This is a genomic window from Escherichia sp. WS1152, assembly GCF_046487665.1.
Classification (GTDB): domain Bacteria; phylum Pseudomonadota; class Gammaproteobacteria; order Enterobacterales; family Enterobacteriaceae; genus Escherichia; species Escherichia coli.
This window is the reverse complement of the sequence record NZ_JBJQJA010000012.1, coordinates 37,334-63,281: the sequence shown is the minus strand read 5'-3', so window position 1 is coordinate 63,281 and position 25,948 is coordinate 37,334. Positions and strand designations below refer to the sequence as shown.

Below are 25,948 nucleotides of genomic sequence, written 5' to 3'. Positions count from 1 at the left end.
GCTTTCTGAGCGGCCTTTTCCTTTCAGAGTTGTACCAGCAATTTACGCTTTTCTTCCGGTAGTAAATTCACTGCCTGCTGATAAGACGCATCCACCAGATAATAGATTTGCGAATCCGGCAGCGAACCGTCGAGATACACGGTGCTCCAGTGCGCTTTATTCAGATGGCGGCTAGGACGCACATCGCTGTGCTGCTGACGTAGCAGCTCCGCCAGCTCCGGGCTGGTTTTCAGCGAAACAGCTGGGCGATTTTCTACTTCTTTCACCATCGCAAACAGTACATCTTCCACTTTGATCTGCGTCGCTTTCCAGTCGTTATGCACGCTCTGTTCTGCGCCTGGTTTTGCCATGCAATATTGTAGCAACTCCGAAATGGTCATTTTTTACTCCCCTTGTAGTGTCGCGATGATGCGACGCGATCCGCCGTGGATGCGATGTTCCCCCAGCCAGATGCCTTGCCAGGTGCCGGTCTGAATACGCCCTTTATGTAACGGCAATACAAGCGATGTTCCCAGCATTGAGGATTTGATATGAGAAGGCATATCGTCTGCTCCCTCATAGTCATGCTCATAATTTCCGTTGTCGGGAACGGTGCGGAGGAAAAAACGCTCCATGTCGTGGCGTACGGTGGGATCGCAGTTCTCATTAAGTGTCAGAGAGGCGGAGGTATGTTGCAGCAACAGATGCAGTAAGCCGATGTTAACGCGCGGCATATCAGCCAGCTGATTCAGAATTTCATCCGTTACCAGATGAAACCCACGAGATTTGGCGCTAAGCGTGAGCGTCTTTTGATACCACATGTGCTGCTCCTTGATAAAACTCTCTTAATCAGTTTGCAGCAAGACAGCGAAAGGATAAAGGTGTGATTAAAAAAACAGCATTCGGGAGAGTGTCACGCTCTCCCGCTCTGTCAGTATTCTGAATTGACGATCACCTCTTCACCAAACGCACCCGCTTGTGGCAAGGGTTTGTAGGTAGAGTTGGAGGCACGCAGAATGCGGATACCACGAGCGCCGACATCGCGTGCGGCGGTAATATCGTTATCGGAATCGCCATAAAAAATTCGGATATTTTTATCCTGCAGCCATTGCGATTTTGTATTTTGCCCTGGTTTATCGCCCGCAAAGATCACCGGATTCATATTGGTGGCAGGAATATGAAAATTATCCGCCAGCGTTTTTGAAACCGTTTCTGTTTTCGTCGGGCTACGACCAGTCACAAAGAAGATCGCGTCACCGCGGCGTACATGCATATCAATCAGCTGGCGAGCGACCTCTTTTGGAATGCTGAATTCATCCCAGCCATTGTTCATTTTTTCCCAGAACACAGGATTTTTCAGATAATCTTCGCTTTCTGGCGAGAAGGTTTTTTTGCCGCGCCAGAAGCCCGGACTGGAAAAAAGTACCGTGTCATCGATATCAAACCCCACCGCCATTGGCGGACGCCCTGCGAGGCTATTTTCAATTTGTGCGACCGAAACCCAATGAATTGGTGCCTGTTCAGCAAGCCTGGCAACGTTAGTCCCAGGGTTAAGCGGTGAAGGAGATGAGGCCAGGGCAACAGCGGAACTGTTTAGAGCGAACAATAAGCAAACGGCACTGATTGCCTGTGTGATCTTGCGCATATTTTTCCCTAAATAGTCAGTATGTTGAAACTTTTTATTGTGAGATTTGTTGCAAAAACCATCTGACCATAACGCCAGCAGCCGGGGAAAGGAAGGATTATCTGCGGTTTTTGTGATGAAAAGCAGGATGATTATATTTAACCCAGTAAATACGTTCCTGTCTTTTTTTGTATAAAAAATGTTTATTACTCGATGTAAGGATACATTAATTTTACGTTTATTATGATGAATCCTCGGCAAATGAGCGAAATTTGATAGAACATTTATCTGCTGTACGATTTAATGAACTTAATGATACAGCATTACAAAAACAATCGAAGTTTATAAAATAACATTTTTATAAAGATGATTTCTGATTGACCAGAACCCTACCCTACAATGGTGACTAATTTTATTACTCCCGAAGGAGATGATGACATGAATATATCATATGTGAATAGCAACAAAACGACATCTTTACCTGTAGAGCTAGATACACTAAATAACAAAGATATCTCTTATGCCAAAGATTTCTCTTATGCCAAAGATCTCTTTTTATATATAGAAACACAGTTAAAAATTGCAAAAGATTTTTGTAGACCTGGAGAAGAAGCATCAAGTTCTATTGCAAGTACAGTTTTTCACGCATTTATTGATTTAGTTAACAAAATCAGGGGTAAGAAAGATTTTATGTATATTTGCACGCTTTGCTGTTTTGCCGAGGAGGTTAAAGGTGATTATTCTCATTACAGGACCTTTTTATTTGATATTGGTAATCAATATAAGGTTAAACTTACACAAAGCGGAAAAAAAGAGTTCTCTTTAACTTTAGAATTTAACGATACTATAATTGAATCTCAGAAAGTCACAGGCAATAAGGCAAAGCATATTCTTGAGGATATAGAAAAATTCTATCGTAACAAACCCGGCACTTATTATTAAATTTAATAATGGTTAGATGTGCAGAAATTATTACTCCACACGAAAAAAACAGGGAAAGGAATTCCAGATAATTGGGATAAACTTAACAATAAAAGAACTAACAACGTTTATTATCTCTCACGTAGAACGATGGCATCAAAAAAAATCATCTATAAAGAAAGAGTGAAAGCGACGACAGTTTAATTTCACTGCAGGCTGGGTAACTCCAGCCTGCTTTCCTGCATTACATCACCGCAGCAAACGCCTTTGCCACACGTTGTACATTTGCCGTATTTAACCCGGCGACACACATGCGACCGCTGGCGATGAGATAGACACCAAATTCTTCACGTAGTCGGTCAACCTGAGCGGCACTTAAACCGGTATAACTGAACATGCCGCGCTGATTAAGCAGATAATCGAAATTGCGTTCTGGCATCTCTGTGCTCAATACCTTCACCAGTTCCTGACGCATTGCCAGAATGCGAGTACGCATCTCTTCTACTTCCGCCAGCCAGCTGGCTTTCAATGCCTCGTCATTCAGCACCGCAGCCACCACCTGCGCACCAAAATTCGGCGGGCTGGAGTAGTTGCGGCGAACTGTTGCTTTCAATTGCCCCAGTACGCGGCCTGCAGCTTCGGCATCTTCACACAGAACAGAAAGTCCGCCAACGCGCTCGCCGTAAAGGGAGAAAATTTTCGAGAACGAATTGCTCACCAGAGCGGGTAATCCAGCGCTGGCAATGGCGCGAATGGCGTAGGCATCCTCTTCCATACCGGCACCAAATCCTTGATAGGCAATATCAAGGAATGGGATAAGCTCGCGGGCTTTGAGAATTTCAATCACCGCATCCCACTGGTCATTAGTGAGATCGGCACCCGTTGGGTTGTGGCAACATGGATGCAGCAACACAATACTGCGGGCAGGTAATGTTTTCAGCATCGCCAACAGGTCATTAAAGCGCACGCCGTTAGTCGCTTCGTCATACCAGGGGTAAGTACTTACTTCGAATCCAGCCCCGGCGAATATTGCTACGTGGTTTTCCCAGGTAGGATCGCTGACCCAGACGCCTGATTCCGGAAAGTAGCGTTTCAGGAAATCCGCGCCCACTTTCAATGCCCCTGAGCCGCCAAGGGTTTGAATGGTTGCTACGCGCTGTTGTTGCAGTACCGGATGGTCGGCACCAAACAGCAGCGGCGCAATGGCATGGCGATAGCTGTTAAGCCCTTCCATCGGTAAATAAAGCGAAGCGCCATGAGGCACCGCATTCAGGCGCGCTTCTGCATCAGCCACGGCTTTCAATTGTGGAATAATTCCGTCTTCGTTGTAGTACAGACCGATACTTAAATTCACTTTGTCGCTGCGAGGGTCTTCTTTAAAACGCTCCATAAGCGTAAGAATCGGGTCGCCAGCGTAGGCGTCAACTTTTTGAAACACGCGATGGTTCTCCAGGTTTACGGGCAGGTGGTTAAAACACAATAAACCGGAAGAAGGCGAAGATCGAGTGGATGTTCAGGGGCGAACGGCAATTAGCAACAGAGTGAGACTCATGACAAACGTACATCCGCCAGAGGTACGACCTTTATAAGAGCATGAAAGAATATCAACTTATTGAATTGGTAGGATTTTATTGGCCGGATAAGGCATTCACGCCGCATCCGGCACAGACAATCAAATATTACAGAACGATTAATCCACGTATTTCATCGCGACCCTTGAAGTCAGGCGCGTAATAAGTTCGTAAGCGCTTACTTTCGTCATTTCAGCGATACGTTCTACGGGCAAACCTTCACCCCACAAAATGACCGGGTCCCCGGCTTTATCCTGTGCCTGTGGACCTAAGTCTAAGCAGATCATATCCATCGCCACGCGCCCGACAATCGGCACTTCGCGACCGTTCACCAGCACTGGCGTACCGGACGGCGCGGCGCGCGGATAACCATCGCCATAGCCCATCGCGACTACGCCAAGGCGGGTATCACGTTCGCTTACCCAGGTTCCACCATAACCGACAGGCTCTCCGACTTTATGCTCACGCACGGCAATCAGGCTGGAGGTTAGTGACATCACTGGCTGACAGCCAAAATCGGCACCGGTGGAGCGATCTTCCAGCGGCGAGACGCCATAAAGAATGATGCCCGGGCGCACCCAGTCAAAATGCGACTGTGGCCACAGCAGAATGCCACCCGACGCGGCAATGGAACGTTGACCTGGTTTGCCTTCGCAAAAGGTATTAAAGATAGCGAGTTGTTTCTCGGTTGCGCCACATTTTGGTTCATCCGCGCGCGCAAAATGGCTGACGATATTCACCGGCTGACGAACGTTTTTGCACTGGGTCAGGCGATGATAAAACGCCTCAGCCTGTTCCGGCCTTACGCCCAGACGGTGCATACCGGTATCGAGTTTCATCCAGACGGTAACCGGCTCGTCCAGGCTAGCCTCTTCCAGCGCAGCCAGCTGTTCTTCGTTATGCACGGCGGTATGAAAATGTTGCGCAGAAATCGTCGGCAGATCTCTGGCATCAAAAAAGCCTTCGAGTAACAGTACAGGTTTGGTGATTCCCCCCGCACGCAGTCGCAGAGCTTCTTCGAGACGGGCTACGCCAAAGGCGTCAGCATCGGGGAGCGTTCGCGCGGTCTCAAGAAGACCGTGACCATAAGCGTTCGCTTTCACCACCGCAACCATTTTACTGGCAGGAGCCAGTTCACGAAGACGTTGCAGGTTGTGTCGCAGAGCGCGGCGGTTAATCACAACAGTTGCCGCTTGCATTTGTGTTCCTTGATAAGTGTTTGCTTTAATTACCTAATTCATAAAATAATTATTATTCGTCGTCGTACTGCGGCCCCGCATAGTTGTCGAAGCGCGACCATTGACCGTTAAAGGTCAGGCGTACCGTCCCGATTGGGCCGTTACGTTGTTTACCGATAATAATTTCCGCGATGCCTTTTAAATCACTGTTTTCGTGATACACCTCATCACGATAGATAAACATGATCAAGTCCGCATCCTGCTCGATAGAGCCAGATTCACGCAGGTCGGAGTTGACCGGGCGTTTGTCGGCACGTTGTTCCAGAGAACGGTTCAACTGGGACAGCGCCACCACCGGCACGTTCAGTTCTTTCGCCAGTGCTTTCAGCGAGCGGGAGATTTCTGCAATTTCCAGCGTACGGTTATCGGAAAGCGCCGGTACGCGCATCAGTTGCAGGTAGTCGATCATGATAAGCCCGATGCCGCCGTGTTCACGGGCAATACGGCGTGCGCGGGAACGCACTTCCGTTGGCGTCAGGCCGGAGGAGTCATCGATATAGATATTGCGTTTTTCGAGCAAAATACCCATGGTGCCGGAAATGCGCGCCCAGTCTTCGTCATCGAGCTGCCCGGTACGGATTTTAGTCTGGTCAACGCGCGACAGCGACGCCAGAGAACGCATCATGATCTGTTCTGATGGCATCTCCAGCGAGAAGATAAGTACCGGTTTATCCTGCAACATCGCCGCGTTTTCGACGAGGTTCATCGCAAATGTTGTTTTACCCATCGACGGACGCGCGGCGACGATGATCAAATCCGACGGCTGCAAGCCAGCGGTTTTTTTGTTGAGATCGTCATAACCGGTGTTTACCCCGGTAACGCCATCGTGTGGCTGCTGAAACAACTGCTCAATACGCGCCACGGTTGCGTCGAGCACATCGGCGATGTTCTTCGGCCCTTCGTCTTTGTTCGCACGACTTTCGGCAATTTTAAAGACGCGGGATTCAGCCAGATCCAGCAGATCTTCGCTGGTACGCCCCTGCGGATCAAAACCGGCTTCGGCAATCTCATTCGCAACCGAGATCATCTCACGGACAACGGCACGTTCACGCACGATGTCCGCATAGGCACTGATGTTCGCCGCACTTGGCGTATTTTTTGACAGCTCTGCCAGATAAGCAAAACCACCGACGCTATCGAGTTGCCCCTGGCGTTCCAGCGATTCCGCAAGAGTAATCAGATCGATAGGACTACCGCTTTCCTGCAAACGCGCCATTTCAGTAAAGATATGACGGTGTGGGCGGGTGTAAAAATCGTCTGCTACCACACGCTCGGCTACATCATCCCAGCGTTCGTTATCCAGCATTAAACCGCCCAACACCGACTGCTCCGCTTCGATCGAGTGCGGAGGCACTTTCAGCCCGGCAACTTGTGGATCGCGTTCGCGGGGTTCAGCCTGCTGTTTGTTGAAGGGTTTATTTCCTGCCATAGTGAATGGAGTTACCGAGATAAAGAATGGGTCGAAACTTTACCATATGAAGCAGACCCTGACGATACGTTCTGGAGGACACATGGCAACACGAATTGAATTTCACAAGCACGGTGGCCCGGAAGTACTTCAAGCCGTAGAGTTCACTCCTGCCGATCCGGCGGAGAATGAAATCCAGGTCGAAAATAAAGCCATCGGCATCAATTTTATCGACACATATATCCGCAGCGGCCTTTACCCGCCGCCATCGCTACCCAGCGGATTAGGTACCGAAGCGGCAGGCATCGTGAGTAAAGTCGGCAGTGGTGTAAAGCATATTAAGGCAGGCGATCGTGTAGTCTATGCGCAGTCGGCGTTAGGCGCTTACAGCTCTGTGCATAACATTATTGCGGATAAAGCGGCGATTCTGCCTGCGGCAATTTCTTTTGAGCAAGCTGCGGCATCCTTCCTGAAAGGCTTAACGGTTTATTATCTGCTGCGCAAAACCTATGAAATTAAACCCGATGAGCAGTTCCTGTTCCACGCAGCAGCTGGCGGCGTTGGCTTGATTGCCTGCCAGTGGGCAAAAGCCCTGGGCGCGAAACTTATCGGCACCGTAGGAACTGCGCAAAAAGCGCAGAGCGCGCTAAAAGCGGGCGCGTGGCAGGTTATTAACTATCGTGAAGAGAATCTGGTCGAGCGGTTAAAAGAGATCACCGGTGGTAAGAAAGTGCGCGTAGTGTACGATTCCGTGGGCAGAGACACCTGGGAACGGTCGCTGGATTGCCTGCAACGCCGCGGCTTAATGGTGAGTTTTGGCAACTCATCAGGTGCGGTTACCGGTGTGAACTTAGGCATTCTCAATCAGAAAGGCTCGTTGTATGTGACACGCCCTTCCCTGCAAGGCTATATCACCACGCGGGAGGAATTAACCGAGGCCAGTAATGAACTGTTCTCTTTGATTGCCAGCGGTGTGATTAAGGTCGATGTCGCCGAGCAGCAGAAATATCCGCTGAAGGATGCGCAGCGTGCGCATGAGGTTCTGGAAAGCCGGGCGACGCAAGGTTCCAGCCTGTTGATTCCATAAAAGAAATAGGGCTTCCACCTGGGAAGCCCTTTCTTTTTATAGTTCGGCTGTATGTAGGGTACAGCACGATGAATCTGTTAGAGGCGCAATAGTGACAGATTTGATTATCAATTCCTATTTTGTTCTAAGGATAAAACCTTAGGTTGTGATCATCCGCACAATCCCTTAGTAACGCCAGCGGTCATAACGCTGATATTTAGGCACTTTTGGTGCTTTAATCGCCTTAATAACCCACACCACCGCAATCGCCAGGAGTAACCACGGCAGCAACTTAATCATCAATGCCAGCATACCGCCGAGGAACATAATGGCCGTCGCCACAACCAGCGCGGCGATAATGCCCAGCAACGAAACGCCGGTGACCATCAGCATGACAAAAAAGCCAATCACAAAAAGTAGTTCCAGCATGATGCTCTCCCAAATATGAAATCTCTTGCAGGCATTACAAGAATCATGCCAAAAATAATCTATTGATTTAACAGCAAAACGCCCCGCGAATTTGCGCAGGGCGTGGTGAATTTGACTACTTTTTGGTGAAAAGTTAACGCTTATCCGCCACCAGTTTGAGCGCGTGTTCCAGCACGTTAATGTCAGCACCCGCTTTATGGGCATTTTCACTTAAATAACGCCGCCACTGCCGCGCGCCAGGAATACCCTGGAACAAGCCCAGCATATGCCGGGTAATATGACCGAGATACGTCCCCTGGCTGAGTTCACACTCAATGTACGGATACATGGCGCGCACTACCGCCACCGGATCGGCATCGGTATCCGAGGAACCAAAGATCTCCCGGTCTACCGCCGCCAGAATACCCGGATTCTGATACGCCTCGCGCCCGACCATCACGCCATCCATATGTTGCAAATGCGCTTTAGCTTCTTCCAGCGACTTGATGCCACCGTTAATGGACATTGTCAGATGCGGAAAGTCACGCTTCAGTTGATACACACGCGGATAATCGAGCGGCGGGATTTCACGGTTTTCTTTCGGGCTTAACCCCGAAAGCCAGGCTTTACGTGCATGGATGATGAACATCTCACACTCGCCTTTGCCGGAAACGGTGTTGATGAAATCGCAGAGAAATTCATAGCTGTCCTGGTCATCGATGCCAATACGCGTTTTCACCGTCACCGGAATCGACACCACATCGCGCATCGCTTTCACGCAGTCGGCAACCAGCTGCGCATTACCCATCAGACACGCACCAAACATGCCGTTCTGCACCCGGTCAGACGGGCAGCCGACATTCAGGTTGATCTCATCATATCCGCGCGCTTCTGCCAGCTTCGCACACTGTGCCAGCGCCGCCGGATCGCTACCGCCCAGTTGCAACGCTACCGGATGTTCTTCTTCACTGTACGCCAGATAATCACCTTTACCGTGAATAATCGCCCCTGTGGTCACCATTTCGGTATACAGCAACGTATTGCGGGAAAGCAGACGCAAGAAATAGCGGCAATGTCTGTCCGTCCAGTCGAGCATTGGTGCAACGCTAAACCGACCACTCCAGTGAACGTCAGTTTTTTCAGGCATTGCGCTGGTTTGGTTGATTTTTTGCATTTCAGAATTACCGTGCATTTTCAAATGTAGAGATTATTTTATCGATATATCATTGAGTTATGTTATTCAGCATCACTGTTCAGGAGGCTCAATAGCGGGGTACTATACCATAACAACAGGAAGCGCCTGTCTCATTGCAAAAGAAAATTGAGATCCTCTCAAGGCATGAAGCTCTCACGAAGTGATGGAAATAATCTTATTAGCCGTTAGCTTTGTTAAGGCCAATGATAAACAATCCAGGTTCGACGATAAATAAAAATCACACATTAAACTCCGGTGATATCTCTCCCTGCTAATAGCACTGATAGAGAAAAAAAGAACCCAATAAGCATTGGGGCCTTTTATATAATGCCTTCCATACTATCGAAGAACCTCACATATTATTTCCCCGATTTAACCCCGAATAAATCATAAATTAAATTAGAAGTATCTGTAAGTATTTTAATCTTTTCCTTTGAGTTTGGGTCAAACGACTTAGCAAAGTCAATTAATTTCGGTGCAGCATCTCGCATTTTGCTTAAAATATCAGGCTCGAGCTTTCCTTCATTCACCAGAAGTGACATCTTATCCAGATAGTCATCAAATTTCATCCCCCCCTCATCTGCCAGACTCTTCATCTCTCCCAGGTACTTCTTCATATCACGTTGAGATAATTTTTCAAACTGAGCTGTCAGATAGTTCTCATTATTATCATTAATATTCACTTTTTCTGCTCCTGCTAAATCTGTATAGGCACTAGAGTATGAAAGTGAAATTAACAGCGAAGCAAATAATTTTAAGCTGTTGTCATCATGTTCCTGGCAGGCATTAACAAACGTTAAAAAACCAGAACCTATTGCTTGAAAATGTATATTCGCTAAAGGTTCATTATCCTTAGATTCCTCATAAAATAGCTGAACCGTGGAGGGAAGGCCATTCTTAGTTTCTACATCAAAAGTACATCGTTCAATGGGAGTCGCATCTTTATTATCCCCAGGATTACATATACTATTAATCGCAAAATGAAAAATAGCCCGATCAACAACTGATGCAATAAATTCACGATCGTTTAATTCCTCATCAGTGCAATCTCCAATATACTTATTAACCCACTCTTTGAGATTAGTTATTTGCTCAATTAAAAACACATTTTTTTTACGTGCATGCCATAAATTATGAGTGATTCTTTGAATAAACAAATCTATTTTTGCAATAATTATATCCCGATGACGCAGCGCTGAATAATCAATAGACTTACCATATATATTATTTAATTTATCTTTGATTGTACCTCTATTATCTAATTTATCGTTGGTTGCATCTATATTATCTAATTTATCTTTGGTTGCATCTTTATTATCGAATTGATTTGAATTGAGTGTTTTATTAAAGTATCCAGTTGCACCGGGTATTATCTTCAACATGATTCATCTACCTTTTTTGTCGTACCGTGTCCTCCTTATAAGTGTTTTTGGAACCGGTCACTATCAAAAATCGCTCATAATTTTCTGAAATTCGAGTATACGATTAGCCACGGTTAAATAAATAGCGAGTTAACTTGAAGCAATTTATTTAAAAATGAATTATTAATTATTATCGTGTTGATAATGGTACTGCCAGGCAACACAACATCTTACCTACAAAACAGAAAAGCAACATTACGGCAACAATAAGGGTTCTCGGTGTTTTTCCTGGAACATGGTAAAGTAAGGACATTCTTAACCCCCACTTTGAGGTGCCCGATGGAAAAGACCACAACGCAGGAGTTATTAGCGCAGGCTGAAAAAATCTGCGCGCAGCGTAATGTGCGCCTGACCCCACAGCGCCTGGAAGTGTTGCGCCTGATGAGTCTGCAGGATGGCGCTATCAGCGCTTATGATCTGCTTGATTTGCTGCGCGAAGCTGAACCGCAAGCCAAGCCGCCAACGGTTTATCGCGCGCTGGATTTTCTGCTTGAGCAAGGTTTTGTGCATAAGGTGGAATCCACCAACAGTTATGTGCTCTGCCATCTGTTCGACCAGCCCACCCATACGTCAGCTATGTTTATTTGCGATCGCTGCGGCGCGGTGAAAGAAGAATGTGCAGAAGGCGTGGAAGACATCATGCATACGCTGGCGGCAAAAATGGGGTTTGCCCTGCGGCATAATGTGATTGAAGCACATGGGCTCTGTGCGGCATGCGTGGAAGTGGAAGCGTGTCGTCATCCTGAACAGTGCCAGCATGATCACTCTGTGCAGGTGAAAAAGAAACCGCGTTAAGAGGGCGTACATCCTTGTACACGTCGGGCAGGAGGGATTAATTACCAGCGATATTCATTGCGGGTTTCCCAATCCACGACCTCTTTTTCTGCCTGATCTTTCTGATAACCATAACGTTCCTGGATTTTACCGACCAGTTGATCACGTTTACCTTCAATGATCGTCATATCATCATCGGTCAGTTTGCCCCATTGCTCTTTCACTTTACCTTTAAACTGTTTCCAGTTACCGCCGGCTTCATCTTTATTCATAATCAAGACCTCATCGTTAGGTTGTGAATGAGAGTACGTTCACTTTTCTTCTGAACGTGAGATTAAGTGTAGTCAGCAATTTGGCTTAGGATTATTTATTCAGAATTTTTAACCGTCACGTTGCGGCAAACCAGGTACCGTTGCGCCAGTGACGCCGCCAGATAGCTGCCAGAGAAAGCCCGCGCAACGCCAGAAAGACGGTTAACGCCAACCACAAACCATGATTACCCAGCCACGGCAGCGTAAGGAGCGTCAGCGCAAAACCTGCGGCGGCCACCGCCATACTGTTACGCATTTCGGCGGCACGCGTTGCGCCTATAAACATGCCGTCCAGCAGATAACACCAGACGCCGACCAACGGCAAAATCACCTGCCAGATAAGATAGCGGTCGGCCAGCTGCTGAATCTGGGTTAACGACGTCAGCAACGCAATGATGTGTTCCCCTGCCAGCAAATAAACCACCGAAAACAGTAACGCTACGATCCCCGACTGGCGGCACGCTGCCCGCCAGACATCCAGCAACTGGCTACCGTCGCGCGCACCGTATGCCTGACCGGAATGTGCTTCAACCGCGTAGGCAAAACCATCCAGCGCATAGGCGGTAAAGGTGAGTAGCGTCATCAGAACCGCGTTAACAGCGATAATGTCACTCCCCAGTCGCGCACCAAGTACGGTGATCGCGCCGAAACAGAGTTGCAACAACAGCGAGCGCAGCATGATATCGCGGTTAAGCGCCAGCAAGCGACGGAAGTTTCCTCGCCAGGCAGCTTTCAGCATTTCGCCGGAGATTCCGCGTAGTTTGAGGATCTTACGCACCATTAGCAGACCAATCAGCAATGTTGCATATTCCGCAATAACCGTCGCCAGCGCCGCACCCTGCACGTTCATATGCAGCCCCATCACCAGCCAGACATCCAGCACAATGTTGAGGATATTGCCGACCACTAACAAAATTACTGGCGCACGGGCATATTGCACGCCGAGTAACCAACCGAGTAATACCAGATTCGCCAGCGACGCCGGAGCGCTTAACCAGCGGATTTCAAGAAAGCGCCGCGCCTGTTCCAGGACCGCTTCACTACCGCCAACAATATGCAGCGCCAGATCGATAATCGGCGTACGCAACAGCGCAATTAACGCCCCAGCCCCCAACGCCAACAGCAACGGTTGCACCAGCGCACGGGCTAATGCCTGAGGATTTTTGGCACCATAAGCCTGCGCAGTCAGCCCGGTGGTGCTCATGCGTAAAAACAGCAACAGCATAAAGAGAAAGCTGGTCGCCGTTGCACCAACCGCCACGCCGCCCAAATAAACCGGACTATCAAGATGACCAATAACCGCCGTATCGACCAGTCCCAGCAACGGAACGGTGATATTGGAGAAAATCATGGGTAAGGCGAGATGCCAAAGTGCTTTATCAGATGAAGTGAGGAATGCCATGCAGACAAGCCTGATGAAGAGAGATGAAAAACAAACCGCGACGCCAGGCGGCATCGCGGTCTCAGAGATATGTTACAGCCAGTCGCCGTTGCGAATAACTCCAACCGCCAGCCCTTCAATGGTGAAGCTCTGCTGACGAAGGTCAACGACAATTGGTTTAAACTCGCTATTTTCTGGCAACAGTTCGACTTTATTGCCCTGTTTTTTCAGGCGTTTAACGGTAACTTCGTCATCAATACGTGCGACAACGACCTGACCGTTACGTACATCCTGAGTTTTATGCACTGCCAGCAAGTCGCCATCCATAATGCCGATATCTTTCATCGACATCCCGCTGACGCGCAGCAGGAAATCAGCATTCGGCTTGAACAAGGAAGGATCGACCTGATAATGACCTTCAATATGCTGCTGCGCCAGAAGCGGTTCACCGGCAGCCACACGACCTACCAGCGGCAACCCTTCTTCCTCTTCCTGCAACAGACGAATCCCGCGTGATGCGCCGGAAACAATTTCAATAACGCCTTTGCGTGCCAGCGCCTTCAGATGTTCTTCAGCCGCGTTTGGGGAACGGAACCCCAAACGCTGCGCGATTTCCGCACGCGTCGGCGGCATACCTGTCTGGCTGATGTGATCACGGATGAGATCAAACACCTCTTGTTGCCTGGCCGTTAACGCTTTCATTCCGCCCCCTGGGTGTATATACAGTTATGCTGTGAGTATATACAGCAAAAGGCGATTTTGGAACCATAAACTGCACAATAAACCAGAGATTTATCGAATTCTGGAAGGGTTATCCAAAATGCGACCATAACAGAATGCACCAGGTAATCACGGCGACGATAATGGCAATCAGCACCGCGGCGGATCCCATATCTTTTGCGCGTCCGGAAAGCTCATGGTATTCAGAGCCAATTCGGTCAACCACTGCTTCGATGGCGCTATTGAGGATTTCCACAATCATCACCAGCATGACGGAGCTGATAAGCAGCACGCGGGTAATCGCGTCCACATCCAGCCAGCAGGCGATGACCACCGCCAACAATACCGCTACGCCTTCCTGACGGAATGCCGCTTCGTTGATCCATGCAGCGCGTAAACCTTTCCAGGAATAGCCAGCAGCTTTGATAATTCGGGTGAATCCAGTGGTATTATTGGCCATTGAAAGAACCTTTTTACATTATGAGCGTCAATATCAGTGTACCGTTAAATCCGATGATTCGGGTTTGCGTAACGCCGCGCGAAACATGAGCGGATACCACAGAATTTCCCATGACTTTCTGCTATCCTTGCCGCGCATTTGCATTATTAACCAGAGGCTTTACATCGTTTATGTCCGGCTGGCCACGAATTTACTACAAATTACTGAATTTACCATTAAGCATCCTGGTAAAAAGCAAGTCTATTCCGGCAGATCCTGCCCCGGAACTGGGGCTGGATACCTCTCGTCCAATTATGTACGTTTTACCGTACAACTCGAAAGCAGACTTGCTGACGTTGCGCGCCCAGTGTCTGGCACATGACCTGCCTGACCCGTTAGAGCCGCTGGAAATCGACGGCACGCTACTGCCGCGCTATGTGTTCATTCACGGCGGGCCGCGTGTATTCACCTATTACACGCCGAAAGAAGAGTCTATTAAGCTGTTCCACGACTATCTCGATTTGCACCGTAGCAACCCAAATCTGGATGTGCAGATGGTGCCAGTATCGGTGATGTTTGGTCGCGCGCCAGGGCGTGAAAAAGGCGAAGTGAACCCGCCGCTGCGTATGCTTAACGGCGTACAGAAATTTTTCGCTGTACTGTGGCTCGGTCGCGACAGTTTTGTGCGTTTCTCGCCGTCAGTTTCGCTGCGCCGTATGGCGGATGAACACGGCACGGATAAAACTATCGCGCAGAAACTGGCGCGCGTGGCGCGTATGCACTTTGCCCGTCAACGTCTGGCTGCCGTAGGACCACGTCTGCCTGCTCGTCAGGATCTGTTTAATAAGCTGCTCGCCTCCCGCGCCATTGCCAAAGCGGTAGAAGATGAAGCGCGCAGCAAAAAAATCTCCCATGAAAAAGCGCAGCAGAACGCGATTGCGCTGATGGAAGAGATTGCGGCGAATTTCTCTTACGAGATGATCCGCCTGACTGACCGTATTCTGGGCTTTACCTGGAACCGCCTTTACCAGGGCATCAACGTCCATAACGCCGAGCGCGTTCGCCAGCTGGCCCACGACGGTCATGAGCTGGTATATGTGCCTTGCCACCGCAGCCACATGGACTACCTGCTGCTTTCTTACGTGCTGTACCACCAGGGGCTGGTGCCGCCGCATATCGCCGCCGGGATCAACCTGAATTTCTGGCCTGCCGGGCCGATTTTCCGCCGTCTGGGGGCGTTCTTTATTCGCCGTACATTTAAAGGCAATAAGCTCTATTCCACCGTTTTCCGTGAGTATCTCGGCGAACTGTTCAGCCGTGGTTATTCCGTCGAGTACTTCGTGGAAGGCGGTCGTTCCCGTACGGGGCGTTTGCTGGATCCGAAAACCGGTACGCTGTCGATGACCATTCAGGCGATGCTGCGTGGCGGCACGCGTCCGATTACGCTGATTCCGATCTATATCGGTTATGAGCACGTCATGGAAGTGGGTACTTACGCCAAAGAACTGCGCGGCGCGACGAAAGAGAAAGAGAGCCTGCCGCAGATGCTGCGCGGTTTAAGCAAGCTGCGTAATCTCGGCCAGGGTTACGTCAATTTCGGTGAACCAATGCCGTTGATGACCTACCTTAACCAGCACGTACCAGACTGGCGTGAATCTATCGATCCCATCGAAGCGGTGCGTCCGGCATGGTTAACGCCGACGGTCAATAATATTGCTGCCGATCTGATGGTACGCATTAACAACGCAGGCGCGGCAAACGCCATGAACCTGTGTTGTACTGCGCTTCTGGCGTCACGTCAGCGCTCACTCACCCGCGAGCAGTTAACCGAGCAACTCAACTGCTACCTGGATCTGATGCGCAACGTGCCTTACTCCACGGACTCTACCGTTCCTTCAGCCAGCGCCAGCGAGCTTATCGATCACGCGCTGCAAATGAACAAGTTTGAAGTTGAGAAAGACACTATCGGCGACATCATCATTCTGCCGCGCGAGCAAGCGGTGCTGATGACCTACTATCGCAACAACATTGCGCATATGTTGGTGCTACCTTCGCTGATGGCGGCAATTGTCACCCAGCATCGCCACATCTCCCGCGACGTATTGATGGAGCACGTCAATGTGCTTTACCCAATGCTGAAAGCGGAGCTGTTCCTGCGCTGGGAACGCGACGAGTTGCCGGACGTTATTGATGCGCTGGCAAATGAGATGCAACGTCAGGGGCTGATTACCCTGCAAGATGATGAGTTGCATATCAACCCGGCGCATTCTCGCACGCTACAGCTGCTGGCCGCAGGCGCGCGCGAAACGCTGCAACGTTATGCCATCACCTTCTGGCTGTTGAGCGCCAACCCGTCGATCAACCGCGGTACGCTGGAGAAAGAGAGCCGCACCGTCGCGCAACGTCTCTCCGTGCTGCACGGCATCAACGCGCCGGAATTCTTCGACAAGGCGGTGTTCAGTTCTCTGGTGCTGACGCTGCGTGATGAAGGGTATATCAGCGATAGCGGCGATGCCGAACCGGCAGAAACGATGAAGGTTTATCAGTTGCTGGCGGAGTTGATTACATCAGACGTGCGTTTGACGATTGAGAGTGCGACGCAGGGCGAAGGGTAATCAGTGAGAATTGCCGGATGCGACGCAAACGCCTTATCCGGCCTTCCATGATCTGCAAATTCAATAAATTGCGATCTGTTGTGTAGGCCTGAGAAGCGCAGCGCATCAGGCAGCCCAGAAGAAAGCCGGATGATCATCCGGCTTTTTTACATCATCAGAAATGCCAGTAACTCATTGCCAGCCCTAAAAACAGTACCAGACCAACATAGTTATTATTCATAAATGCTTTAAAGCAGGCTTCGCGCTCGCGGTTGGCAATCAGTTTTTGTTGATAAACAAACAGCGCGCCAGCCACCAGAATTGACCAGTAATATCCCCAGCCTAAGCCATTTAACTCACCGATAATCGCCATCAGCGCCAGTACGCCAATCTGCAAAATACCAATAATCAATTTATCGTATTGGCCGAACAGGATTGCGGTGGATTTAATGCCAATCTTCACATCATCATCACGGTCAACCATCGCATACTGCGTGTCGTAAGCCACCGCCCAGAGAATATTGGCGAGGAACATTAACCAGCAACTCAATGGCACCGACTCACTCACAGCAGCAAAAGCCATTGGAATCGACCAGCCAAACGCCGCGCCCAGCACCACTTGCGGTAGATGGGTATACTGCTTCATAAACGGGTACACCCACGCCAGCGCTAGCGCGGCAATCGACAACAGAATGGTCATCGTATTCAGCGTCAGCACCAGTAAAAACGAAATCAGTACCAGCACTACAAACAGCGCGCGCGCCTCTTTCTCTGTTACCGCGCCGCTGGGAAGCGGTCGGTTCGCCGTGCGCTTAACATGACCATCAAACTTGCGGTCAGCATAATCATTCACCACACATCCGGCAGCGCGCATCAGCCAGACACCCGCGACAAACACCGCCAGGATCCAGAGCTGGGGAACGCCCGGTGTCGCCACCCACAACGCCCATAATGTTGGCCAGAGCAGCAGTAACGCGCCAATTGGCTTATCCGTACGCATTAAGCGATGAAACGCCAGCAGCTTATTCTGCGTCAGACTCCACTCCATATTTTTTTCCTCTTAGTACAACGGTGACGCCGGTAAAAACAGTTCTGTTAGCAACAGCGGTTTACCGCTTAATCGCAGGCGGGAACGTCGCCCCCACAGTCCGGCATCACGGCCTATCTCAATAAAGTCCCGGGTTAATGTCGATGATGTGAACAGATAGCGTCCTAACGGCGTTTTACCCAATTTTTGTAACGCCAGCTCCGGCCCGCTTAACGTTGACACAGGAACGACGGTACGACCGGCAAGCCACGGTTCACCATCGGCACATAACAAAATTTCACGTAACCAGTAACGAGACTCTTTCGGCAGCAGCGGCAGTTCTTCGGGGATTTCATTCTGCTCGACAAACCCTTCGCGGATCATCGTCACGCTCACCGTTTTTCCCTGCTGTTCAAAACGTTTTGTCATGGAATCTTCCAGCAACAGCCAGTCGAGCAGTTGCGGATCCAGGGCAGGGATCTCTGTAAAATAGCGCAGCGCACGCAGTTGCGTTAACGCGGGGTGTGACATGCCGAACTCTCCGTTACATAACGTAAAGGCATTGTATCGCAGAAAAGTGTTTACGGGAGATGTAAAGCAAATTAAGTGATCTAATGCGCAACAAAAACGCAACAATCGCATGAAGTGGTAAAACGCTGTTGAACCTTACGCTTTGCCGATGCCCGTGCTGGCGAGGGCAACCATAGGGGCATCACCGCCCATGATGCCAGGAACGGTGATGTTTTCCTTTACTTAAATACCTTTATTCTTTATGCGATTAGCTCGCCAACTCGCAGTAAAAATGGGGAAAAGCGCATGTTTATCCTGAGATTTGGAGCCGAAAAGTGTTTCCGGAGTAAGATTAACAGGCAATATCTCATGTCTGGATTTGTAGATATACGTGGAATTCCAATTGGTATCTTTTGTAGGATTCAACATATCATGTAAGCGCTGGGAGCTTACCACCATAACTGGCCCATCATCGACAGAGGAGAACAGGATAAAGATATTATCGTTTCGTGTTAATTCATTCGTGTTAAAGGTTCTTAAATTATCTTCAATTTCTATAAATAAAGGTGAAACATCATCACTACGAATCCACTCTTTATAAAGATGCCAGGCATTTTCTTTGATCGTATCATTCGTTGATCGTAGAGCCTGATCGATAAGTTGGATAAAAAAATTGTTATTTTGATTAATCAGCCATTTATTCATATTAAATCTGTTAATAAAATCGATCATCTGTTGGGTATCGAAATGCATCTTACTGAATCGATTTTGACGCATAAAATTATCGAACTTGTTATCTTCATCAGGATGGATATAACTACGTATAATGGGATCTTTTATATAAGGACCATGGCTAAATATTTTCTTCATATTCTCAATAAAGTTTTTATTAACAATATTAAGAATTTTTAATTGCATCACCAGTTTTACTGCCAGAACGGATTTCAATATCGCTGGATCATCTGGCAACGAATCAATCATTTTTATAATGTTATTGATATAACCATCGAGATATTCATTTCCAAATATATCTGAGTAATCAATAGATAATACCATTAGTTGTGTAACGCTGTCTTTAAAATTCCCTGTCGATATTCGCACATGATCAAACATAACAGCTGTTAAATTCGATTTAATAAATGATATTTCTTTGTCAGTAAGAAATTCTGCTCTTGTGAAGTGCGAAGCATAAAGATAACAATGATCGAAGTTTGAATTTCTAATCTGACATTCACAAAAATTACTATGAGTAAGTTGACTCTGCGAGAAGTCAACTGTATCAAGCATATTTTTGCTAAAATCGACATAATCACCACTCGCTTTGATAAAAATTACATTGTGTAAACGTCGACATTTAAATATGACATTATCAACTATTGCAGTAGTAAAATTGCAATCCCCAATTTCTTTACATTCGAATGTTACATGTTGTAGATTTGATGATATGAAAGACACCTTCGAAATAACGTCACCTTTAAAATGACAACTTGTTAAATCCAATTCAGACAGGTCGATATACCCCTGCGCATCTTTAGCCATCATAAAATCACAAGCGCATTCTATTTTTTCATTTCTATAAAATTTTACGCTTACAATATCACCACTGATTGAGACTTCACGAAACATATTTATTGAATGATTTTTTTCGTTCCGTTGTTTTATATTTAAAAAAATATTGCTGATATAAATAAAGTTTTCTCGATTTAACCCTAGCACCCCATTAAAATTACGTAGTAAATCAAAATCTACTATATTATTTCCTTGCACCACACCATGTTTTATCAAAGAGTTATTGCCGTCAAACTTTGAGATATGACCTAACATAAAACCTCTGCATTACAGAAATGAAATAACTGGAAAAAGTAGCCTGAGCGTCCAGACACTACCGGCGAAAGGAAAAGAATCTCTGATAATGCATTGAGATAATGGATATTCTTAGTGAAGAAGAAGTGAAGTACTATAAAAAATCGCTCATATCCCTGGAATGAAGCATAAAAAAAGGTGCGCCAGGAGACGCACCAGTTGTTGCAAAATCAGCACTGTGGGGCGTAATTACCCCTTGCCTTTTACACTGCTGATAAAGGTGGAACGGGCAGATGTCGATCCCAGGCGTTCAGCTTCATCAAGCAGTTTTAACGCCTTATCAACATCACCTTTCGCGACAGCGTTTTTGATCGCGGTATTAAAATAACTTTCCGTGTCGTTGAGCATCGGCTCGCTTTTCTTCACCGCCACCGGAGCGGGTGCAGCCACAGCTGGTGCCGCCGTGTTGCCTACCGTAACCGGAGCTGGAGCGGAAGAACCAAATAAAGGCCCGACCAACACGCTGGAGCTGGAGTTCGTTTTGACTTTCAGTTTCAGTAAGCCATCGCTGGTATGACGAGCAACCGGATCGGGAATATCCGGGATCGAGTTACCGACGCCTTTGGCATAGGCTTTAGCCGGGTCGAGCAGTTGGGTCGTCTGCTGGAGATCTTTTTCCGTGGTAAAGACCAGAACATAAAGTTTTTGCTGCCCCAACGCCGGTGTCAGGCGCATAACGCCTTCCAGACGATCTGCACTCATCACGCCTGGTTCCTGGTAGGTGAAATAACTGCTGGGGAAGAAGGCTGATGGGGTCATATTCTGATCAAGAATCAGCACGTTCGGCGCAAATACGCTGGTTTGTTTGTTCACTTCGCTGGTCAGCGTCAGGGTCAGTTCGCCAATGTTTGCCGGGACGCTGTACGCAGCAACCGGACCACTGATGCCGGGAACGTTCAGTTGTTGGCCGCCGGTCGCCAGTTGGGTGGTCTGGGTTTTAGATTGATCGACCGGTGTCCAGGTGAGTTGTTGCAGCGCGGCAGATGGAATGGCTGGCGCGTCGCTGGTGTTTTGCGGTACGTAGTTAACATCGGCAAGGCTGATTCCAGGCGCGCTTGCCAGCAACCCTGCTGATAAACAGAGGGCGATGAGACTTTTATTCATTTTCATTGTTTTCACCTCAAAATCTGGAGCTCAGCGGTAGCCAGGCAATAGCGCGCTAAACCCGATAATCAGAGGGGCTTGCGCCCCTTTCAGATAATGACAACCTGTTTTATGCCGGATGCGGCGTAAACGCCTTATCCAGCCTACATTTGACAGCCGTTGTAGGCCTGATAAGACGCGCAAGCGTCGCATCAGGCGTTGGATGCCGGATGCGGCGCAAGCACCTTATCCGGCCCAGGTTTTGCTATTACCACCAGATTTCCATCTGGGCACCGAAGGTCCACTCGTCGCTGTCGCCACGACCGAAGCTGCCGCCGTTGAAATCAGCAGGAACGGCTTTGCCGAAGTTAGTGTTGGTATTGGCGTTACCGGTGTAGTCGTAACCCCATTTCTCATCCCACTTGGCGTAGGTTGCGAAGACACGAATAGCCGGGCGTGACCAGATGCTGTCGCCAGCCTGCCATTGTTGTGCGAGGGTAATTTTGTACTGATTGTTCTTGTCGCCGGTGCGCTGGGATTCGACGTTGTCGTAGCCGATTTCCATCACGGTGCTCATGATTGGCGTCCACTTGTACATCGGGCGAATACCGACGGTCCACCACTTGGTGCCGTTGTCGTTATCCCAGTTGATATCCTGGTACATACCCACGTACATCATGTCCCAGTTGTCGCCCATGGAGATCGCACCGTGGTCGAGGATACGCAGCATGTGACCGTTGTTGTTGATATTGTAGGCAAATTTTTCGTTATCAAATGCAACGCCAGAACCCTGCGACAGACCTTTACCCTGCGAGGTCATCGAGTCAGTAGCGTACTGAACAACAAACTTGTTAAAGCCCTTCAGGACACTCTGAGTATGTTCAGCAGTGAATAACCAGCCGTCTTTCGATGCGCCATCAACCAGACGATAGTTATCACGCAGGTTGGCACGACCGTAGTCGACACCCAGTTCTAATGTGCCGCCCGGGTTGATTTCCATCTGCGCTAAACGCACGTCGAAAACGTCGTTCGCGGTTTCGTTGGTATAGTCATAAATATTGTTGCTGGCGAAAGAGGAAGAACCACCAGCTTCAGAGGAGCGGGTTGCTGCCAGAGAGAGTTTACCGAAGCCAACATCGATGTTTTCCAGACCGGCACCAGGACCAGAAATATCCCAGTAGTAGAAGTCGATCATATGAACGTCATGACGTTGGTAGAAGCGCTTACCTGCCCAGATGGTGGAGCCTGGCAGCCATTCGATCAGGTTCTTACCCTGCACGTTTGCTTCACGGAAGGCCGGGTCGGTAGCTTCCCAGTCATTCTGTTGCGCGACGGAATAGGCCACGTTAGTGTCGAAATAGAAGCTCTTATCGCCCTCTTTCCACACTTCCTGACCCAATTTTAATTCAGCATAAGTTTCACATTCGTTGCCAAGACGGTATTTACTTTGAGCACCGGTAGTCTGGAAACACTGTTGTTCACCGCCGCTACCTGTCCAGCCAATACCGGAACGTGCATAGCCGTGGAAATCAACAGCCATTGCCTGAGCAGACATTACGCCCGCTGCGACGGCAACCGCCAGAGGAAGTTTGCGCAGAGTAATCATCATTCTATCTCCTGAGTCATTGCTTTTCTTTTTTCACATCACCTGTGACAGGCTTTGTGTGTTTTGTGGGGTGCTTAAACGCCCGGCTCCTTATGCAGTCGACGACATGCAGTGCCATCCTCACGGAACAGATGGCAACGCTCTGGCGGCAGGCCGATAGCGAATGTGGCACCTTCTTCTACCAACACCACGTCGTTCTGGCGGTACACCAGGTTTTGACGAATGGAAGGGATCTGGATATGGATTTGGGTTTCGTTGCCGAGTTGCTCGACGACCTGAACTTCACCCTCAAGGATGACGTCAGCGATATCACTCGGCAGTAGATGTTCCGGGCGAATACCCAGCGACATATTGGCTCCAACCTGGACATCACGGCTTTCAACTGGCAACCAGACTTGCTGACGATTTGGCATCGGCAGCTCCACCTGCACTTGATCGATTGCGGTGGCGATCACTTTTACCGGCAGGAAGTTCATCTTTGGCGAACCGATAAATCCGGCGACAAAACGGTCTGCCGGATAGTGGTACAGCTCCAGCGGTTTCCCAACCTGCGCCACGCGACCGGCGTCCAGCACCACGATTTTGTCGGCCAGCGTCATCGCTTCGACCTGATCGTGGGTGACGTAAATCATTGTGCGGCCCAGGCGTTTATGCAGACGGGAGATTTCGATACGCATTTGCACACGCAGTGCAGCATCGAGGTTGGAGAGCGGTTCATCGAGCAAAAATACGCTTGGCTCGGCCACCAGCGTACGGCCAATCGCCACGCGCTGACGCTGACCACCGGAGAGCGCTTTCGGTTTGCGATCCAGCAAATGCGCCAGTTGCAGCACTTCCGCCACCTGGTTGACGCGTTGGTTAATCACCTCTTTTTTTGCGCCAGCCAGTTTCAGGCCAAATGACATGTTTTCTGCTACTGACAGGTGGGGATAGAGCGCGTAAGACTGAAACACCATACCAACGCCGCGTTCTGCTGGCGGAGTGTCATTCATCCGTTTCTCACCGATGAACAGGTCGCCGCTGGTGATCGTCTCAAGCCCGGCAATCATGCGCAGTAAAGTCGATTTACCGCAGCCAGACGGTCCGACAAACACCACGAATTCACCTTCATGGATATCGAGATTGATATCTTTCGATACCACGACCTCGCCCCAGGCTTTCGTTACATTTTGCAGCTGTACGCTCGCCATGCCCTTCTCCCTTTGTAACAACCTGTCATCGACAGCAACATTCATGATGGGCTGACTATGCGTCATCAGGAGATGGCTTAAATCCTCCACCCCCTGGCTTTTTTATGGGGGAGGAGGCGGGAGGATGAGAACGCGGCTTCTGTGAACTAAACCGAGGTCATGTAAGGAATTTCGTGATGTTGCTTGCAAAAATCGTGGCGATTTTATGTGCGCATCTCCACATTACTGCCAATTCTGTAACAGAGATCACACAAAGCAACGGTGGGGCGTAGGGGCAAGGAGGATGGAAAGAGGTTGCCGTATAAAGAAACTAGAGTCCGTTTAGGTGTTTTCACGAGCACTTCACCAACAAGGACCATAGATTATGAAAATAAAAACAGGTGCACGCATCCTCGCATTATCCGCATTAACGACGATGATGTTTTCCGCCTCGGCTCTCGCCAAAATCGAAGAAGGTAAACTGGTAATCTGGATTAACGGCGATAAAGGCTATAACGGTCTCGCTGAAGTCGGTAAGAAATTCGAGAAAGATACCGGAATTAAAGTCACCGTCGAGCATCCGGATAAACTGGAAGAGAAATTCCCTCAGGTTGCGGCAACTGGCGATGGCCCTGACATTATCTTCTGGGCGCACGACCGCTTTGGTGGCTACGCTCAATCTGGCCTGTTGGCTGAAATCACCCCGGACAAAGCGTTCCAGGACAAGCTGTATCCGTTTACCTGGGATGCCGTACGTTACAACGGCAAGCTGATTGCTTACCCGATCGCTGTTGAAGCGTTATCGCTGATTTATAACAAAGATCTGCTGCCGAACCCGCCAAAAACCTGGGAAGAGATCCCGGCGCTGGATAAAGAACTGAAAGCGAAAGGTAAGAGCGCGCTGATGTTCAACCTGCAAGAACCGTACTTCACCTGGCCGCTGATTGCTGCTGACGGGGGTTATGCGTTCAAGTATGAAAATGGCAAATACGACATTAAAGACGTGGGCGTGGATAACGCTGGCGCGAAAGCGGGTCTGACCTTCCTGGTTGATCTGATTAAAAACAAACACATGAATGCAGACACCGATTACTCCATCGCAGAAGCTGCCTTTAATAAAGGCGAAACAGCGATGACCATCAACGGCCCGTGGGCATGGTCCAACATCGACACCAGCAAAGTGAATTATGGTGTAACGGTACTGCCGACCTTCAAGGGTCAACCATCTAAACCGTTCGTTGGCGTGCTGAGCGCCGGTATTAACGCCGCCAGTCCGAACAAAGAGCTGGCGAAAGAGTTCCTCGAAAACTATCTGCTGACTGACGAAGGTCTGGAAGCGGTTAATAAAGACAAACCGCTGGGTGCGGTAGCGCTGAAGTCTTACGAGGAAGAGTTGGCGAAAGATCCACGTATTGCCGCCACCATGGAAAACGCCCAGAAAGGTGAAATCATGCCGAACATCCCGCAGATGTCCGCTTTCTGGTATGCCGTGCGTACTGCGGTGATCAACGCCGCCAGCGGTCGTCAGACTGTCGATGAAGCCCTGAAAGACGCGCAGACTCGTATCACCAAGTAATGCTGTGAAATGCCGGATGCGGCGTGAACGCCTTGTCCGGCCTACAAAACCGAAACGTATGTAG

General features: G+C 49.0%; 24 protein-coding genes and 1 pseudogene. 6 read left to right on the top strand and 19 right to left on the bottom strand.

The window, feature by feature from the left end:
- Positions 1-23: 23 nt before the first annotated feature.
- The 3 genes from ACJHW7_RS17855 to aphA all read right to left on the bottom strand — a co-directional run bounded on the left by ACJHW7_RS17855 (position 24) and on the right by aphA (position 1,624).
- Positions 24-380 carry an MmcQ/YjbR family DNA-binding protein gene (locus ACJHW7_RS17855; protein WP_000155657.1) on the bottom strand — a complete coding sequence of 119 codons (357 nt, stop codon included), beginning with the start codon at positions 378-380 and terminating at the stop codon, positions 24-26.
- A gap of 3 nt (positions 381-383) precedes the next feature.
- On the bottom strand, positions 384-800 hold the full coding sequence (locus ACJHW7_RS17850; protein ID WP_000270372.1) for a secondary thiamine-phosphate synthase enzyme YjbQ: 417 nt from the start codon (positions 798-800) through the stop codon (positions 384-386).
- Positions 801-910: 110 nt separating this feature from the next.
- The gene (gene aphA / locus ACJHW7_RS17845) at positions 911-1,624 is read right to left on the bottom strand and encodes an acid phosphatase AphA (RefSeq protein WP_001226928.1); all 714 of its coding nucleotides are present in this window, start codon (positions 1,622-1,624) and stop codon (positions 911-913) included.
- Positions 1,625-2,041: 417 nt separating this feature from the next.
- On the opposite strand from aphA, the pseudogene ACJHW7_RS17840 reads away from it, so the two are divergent.
- Positions 2,042-2,264 (top strand): annotated as a pseudogene (locus tag ACJHW7_RS17840) (hypothetical protein).
- A 29-nt stretch (positions 2,265-2,293) separates the two neighbouring features.
- The gene (locus ACJHW7_RS17835) at positions 2,294-2,545 is read left to right on the top strand and encodes a hypothetical protein (RefSeq protein ID WP_122986486.1); all 252 of its coding nucleotides are present in this window, start codon (positions 2,294-2,296) and stop codon (positions 2,543-2,545) included.
- Positions 2,546-2,768: 223 nt separating this feature from the next.
- Here the strand turns inward: ACJHW7_RS17835 and tyrB are convergent, their stop codons facing one another.
- The 3 genes from tyrB to dnaB all read right to left on the bottom strand — a co-directional run bounded on the left by tyrB (position 2,769) and on the right by dnaB (position 6,762).
- On the bottom strand, positions 2,769-3,962 hold the full coding sequence (tyrB, locus tag ACJHW7_RS17830) for an aromatic amino acid transaminase (protein ID WP_000486960.1): 1,194 nt from the start codon (positions 3,960-3,962) through the stop codon (positions 2,769-2,771).
- A gap of 252 nt (positions 3,963-4,214) precedes the next feature.
- Positions 4,215-5,294, bottom strand: a complete 1,080-nt coding sequence (alr, locus tag ACJHW7_RS17825) for an alanine racemase (RefSeq protein WP_021557431.1) — start codon at positions 5,292-5,294, stop codon at positions 4,215-4,217.
- Between the two features lie 52 nt (positions 5,295-5,346).
- Positions 5,347-6,762, bottom strand: coding sequence for a replicative DNA helicase (gene dnaB / locus ACJHW7_RS17820; protein ID WP_000918363.1), 1,416 nt, complete (start codon positions 6,760-6,762; stop codon positions 5,347-5,349).
- Positions 6,763-6,844: 82 nt separating this feature from the next.
- Here dnaB and ACJHW7_RS17815 point away from each other — a divergent pair, with 82 nt between their 5' ends.
- Positions 6,845-7,828 carry a quinone oxidoreductase gene (locus tag ACJHW7_RS17815; RefSeq protein WP_021557430.1) on the top strand — a complete coding sequence of 328 codons (984 nt, stop codon included), beginning with the start codon at positions 6,845-6,847 and terminating at the stop codon, positions 7,826-7,828.
- Positions 7,829-7,993: 165 nt separating this feature from the next.
- On the opposite strand, the gene pspG is transcribed toward ACJHW7_RS17815, so the two are convergent.
- From pspG to ACJHW7_RS17800, 3 genes are all read right to left on the bottom strand, one after another.
- Positions 7,994-8,236 carry an envelope stress response protein PspG gene (pspG, locus tag ACJHW7_RS17810; RefSeq protein ID WP_000891404.1) on the bottom strand — a complete coding sequence of 81 codons (243 nt, stop codon included), beginning with the start codon at positions 8,234-8,236 and terminating at the stop codon, positions 7,994-7,996.
- A 133-nt stretch (positions 8,237-8,369) separates the two neighbouring features.
- A complete protein-coding gene (gene dusA, locus ACJHW7_RS17805; protein WP_072847832.1) occupies positions 8,370-9,407 on the bottom strand; it encodes a tRNA dihydrouridine(20/20a) synthase DusA in 1,038 nt (345 codons plus the stop codon).
- Between the two features lie 362 nt (positions 9,408-9,769).
- The gene (locus ACJHW7_RS17800) at positions 9,770-10,792 is read right to left on the bottom strand and encodes a DUF2713 family protein (RefSeq protein WP_021557424.1); all 1,023 of its coding nucleotides are present in this window, start codon (positions 10,790-10,792) and stop codon (positions 9,770-9,772) included.
- A 318-nt stretch (positions 10,793-11,110) separates the two neighbouring features.
- Between ACJHW7_RS17800 and zur the strand changes: the two genes are divergently transcribed.
- On the top strand, positions 11,111-11,626 hold the full coding sequence (zur, locus tag ACJHW7_RS17795; protein WP_001295691.1) for a zinc uptake transcriptional repressor Zur: 516 nt from the start codon (positions 11,111-11,113) through the stop codon (positions 11,624-11,626).
- Positions 11,627-11,667: 41 nt separating this feature from the next.
- Here zur and ACJHW7_RS17790 read toward each other — a convergent pair whose 3' ends face one another.
- From ACJHW7_RS17790 to dgkA, 4 genes are all read right to left on the bottom strand, one after another.
- Positions 11,668-11,877, bottom strand: coding sequence for a CsbD family protein (locus tag ACJHW7_RS17790; RefSeq protein WP_001030593.1), 210 nt, complete (start codon positions 11,875-11,877; stop codon positions 11,668-11,670).
- Between the two features lie 115 nt (positions 11,878-11,992).
- Complete coding sequence (gene dinF, locus ACJHW7_RS17785) at positions 11,993-13,318, bottom strand: MATE family efflux transporter DinF (protein ID WP_001351388.1); 1,326 nt, start codon at positions 13,316-13,318, stop codon at positions 11,993-11,995.
- A gap of 72 nt (positions 13,319-13,390) precedes the next feature.
- Positions 13,391-13,999, bottom strand: coding sequence for a transcriptional repressor LexA (lexA, locus tag ACJHW7_RS17780; RefSeq protein WP_000646078.1), 609 nt, complete (start codon positions 13,997-13,999; stop codon positions 13,391-13,393).
- A 109-nt stretch (positions 14,000-14,108) separates the two neighbouring features.
- Entirely contained in the window at positions 14,109-14,477 is a 369-nt protein-coding gene (gene dgkA / locus ACJHW7_RS17775) for a diacylglycerol kinase (RefSeq protein WP_000002907.1), read from the bottom strand.
- Between the two features lie 170 nt (positions 14,478-14,647).
- Between dgkA and plsB the strand changes: the two genes are divergently transcribed.
- Positions 14,648-17,071, top strand: a complete 2,424-nt coding sequence (gene plsB, locus ACJHW7_RS17770; protein WP_021557423.1) for a glycerol-3-phosphate 1-O-acyltransferase PlsB — start codon at positions 14,648-14,650, stop codon at positions 17,069-17,071.
- A 154-nt stretch (positions 17,072-17,225) separates the two neighbouring features.
- Here the strand turns inward: plsB and ubiA are convergent, their stop codons facing one another.
- From ubiA to malK, 6 genes are all read right to left on the bottom strand, one after another.
- Positions 17,226-18,098: a 4-hydroxybenzoate octaprenyltransferase gene (gene ubiA, locus ACJHW7_RS17765; RefSeq protein ID WP_410233568.1), complete on the bottom strand. Its 873-nt coding sequence runs from the start codon at positions 18,096-18,098 to the stop codon at positions 17,226-17,228.
- A gap of 12 nt (positions 18,099-18,110) precedes the next feature.
- Positions 18,111-18,608, bottom strand: a complete 498-nt coding sequence (gene ubiC / locus ACJHW7_RS17760) for a chorismate lyase (RefSeq protein WP_001308201.1) — start codon at positions 18,606-18,608, stop codon at positions 18,111-18,113.
- 222 nt (positions 18,609-18,830) lie between these two features.
- Complete coding sequence (locus ACJHW7_RS17755; protein WP_072847833.1) at positions 18,831-20,411, bottom strand: SopA family protein; 1,581 nt, start codon at positions 20,409-20,411, stop codon at positions 18,831-18,833.
- Between the two features lie 228 nt (positions 20,412-20,639).
- On the bottom strand, positions 20,640-21,560 hold the full coding sequence (gene malM, locus ACJHW7_RS17750) for a maltose operon protein MalM (protein WP_021557421.1): 921 nt from the start codon (positions 21,558-21,560) through the stop codon (positions 20,640-20,642).
- A gap of 241 nt (positions 21,561-21,801) precedes the next feature.
- The gene (gene lamB / locus ACJHW7_RS17745; protein WP_000973665.1) at positions 21,802-23,142 is read right to left on the bottom strand and encodes a maltoporin LamB; all 1,341 of its coding nucleotides are present in this window, start codon (positions 23,140-23,142) and stop codon (positions 21,802-21,804) included.
- 71 nt (positions 23,143-23,213) lie between these two features.
- Complete coding sequence (gene malK, locus ACJHW7_RS17740; protein ID WP_021557420.1) at positions 23,214-24,329, bottom strand: maltose/maltodextrin ABC transporter ATP-binding protein MalK; 1,116 nt, start codon at positions 24,327-24,329, stop codon at positions 23,214-23,216.
- Positions 24,330-24,693: 364 nt separating this feature from the next.
- On the opposite strand from malK, the gene malE reads away from it, so the two are divergent.
- Entirely contained in the window at positions 24,694-25,884 is a 1,191-nt protein-coding gene (gene malE / locus ACJHW7_RS17735) for a maltose/maltodextrin ABC transporter substrate-binding protein MalE (protein WP_000695387.1), read from the top strand.
- Positions 25,885-25,948: the final 64 nt, after the last annotated feature.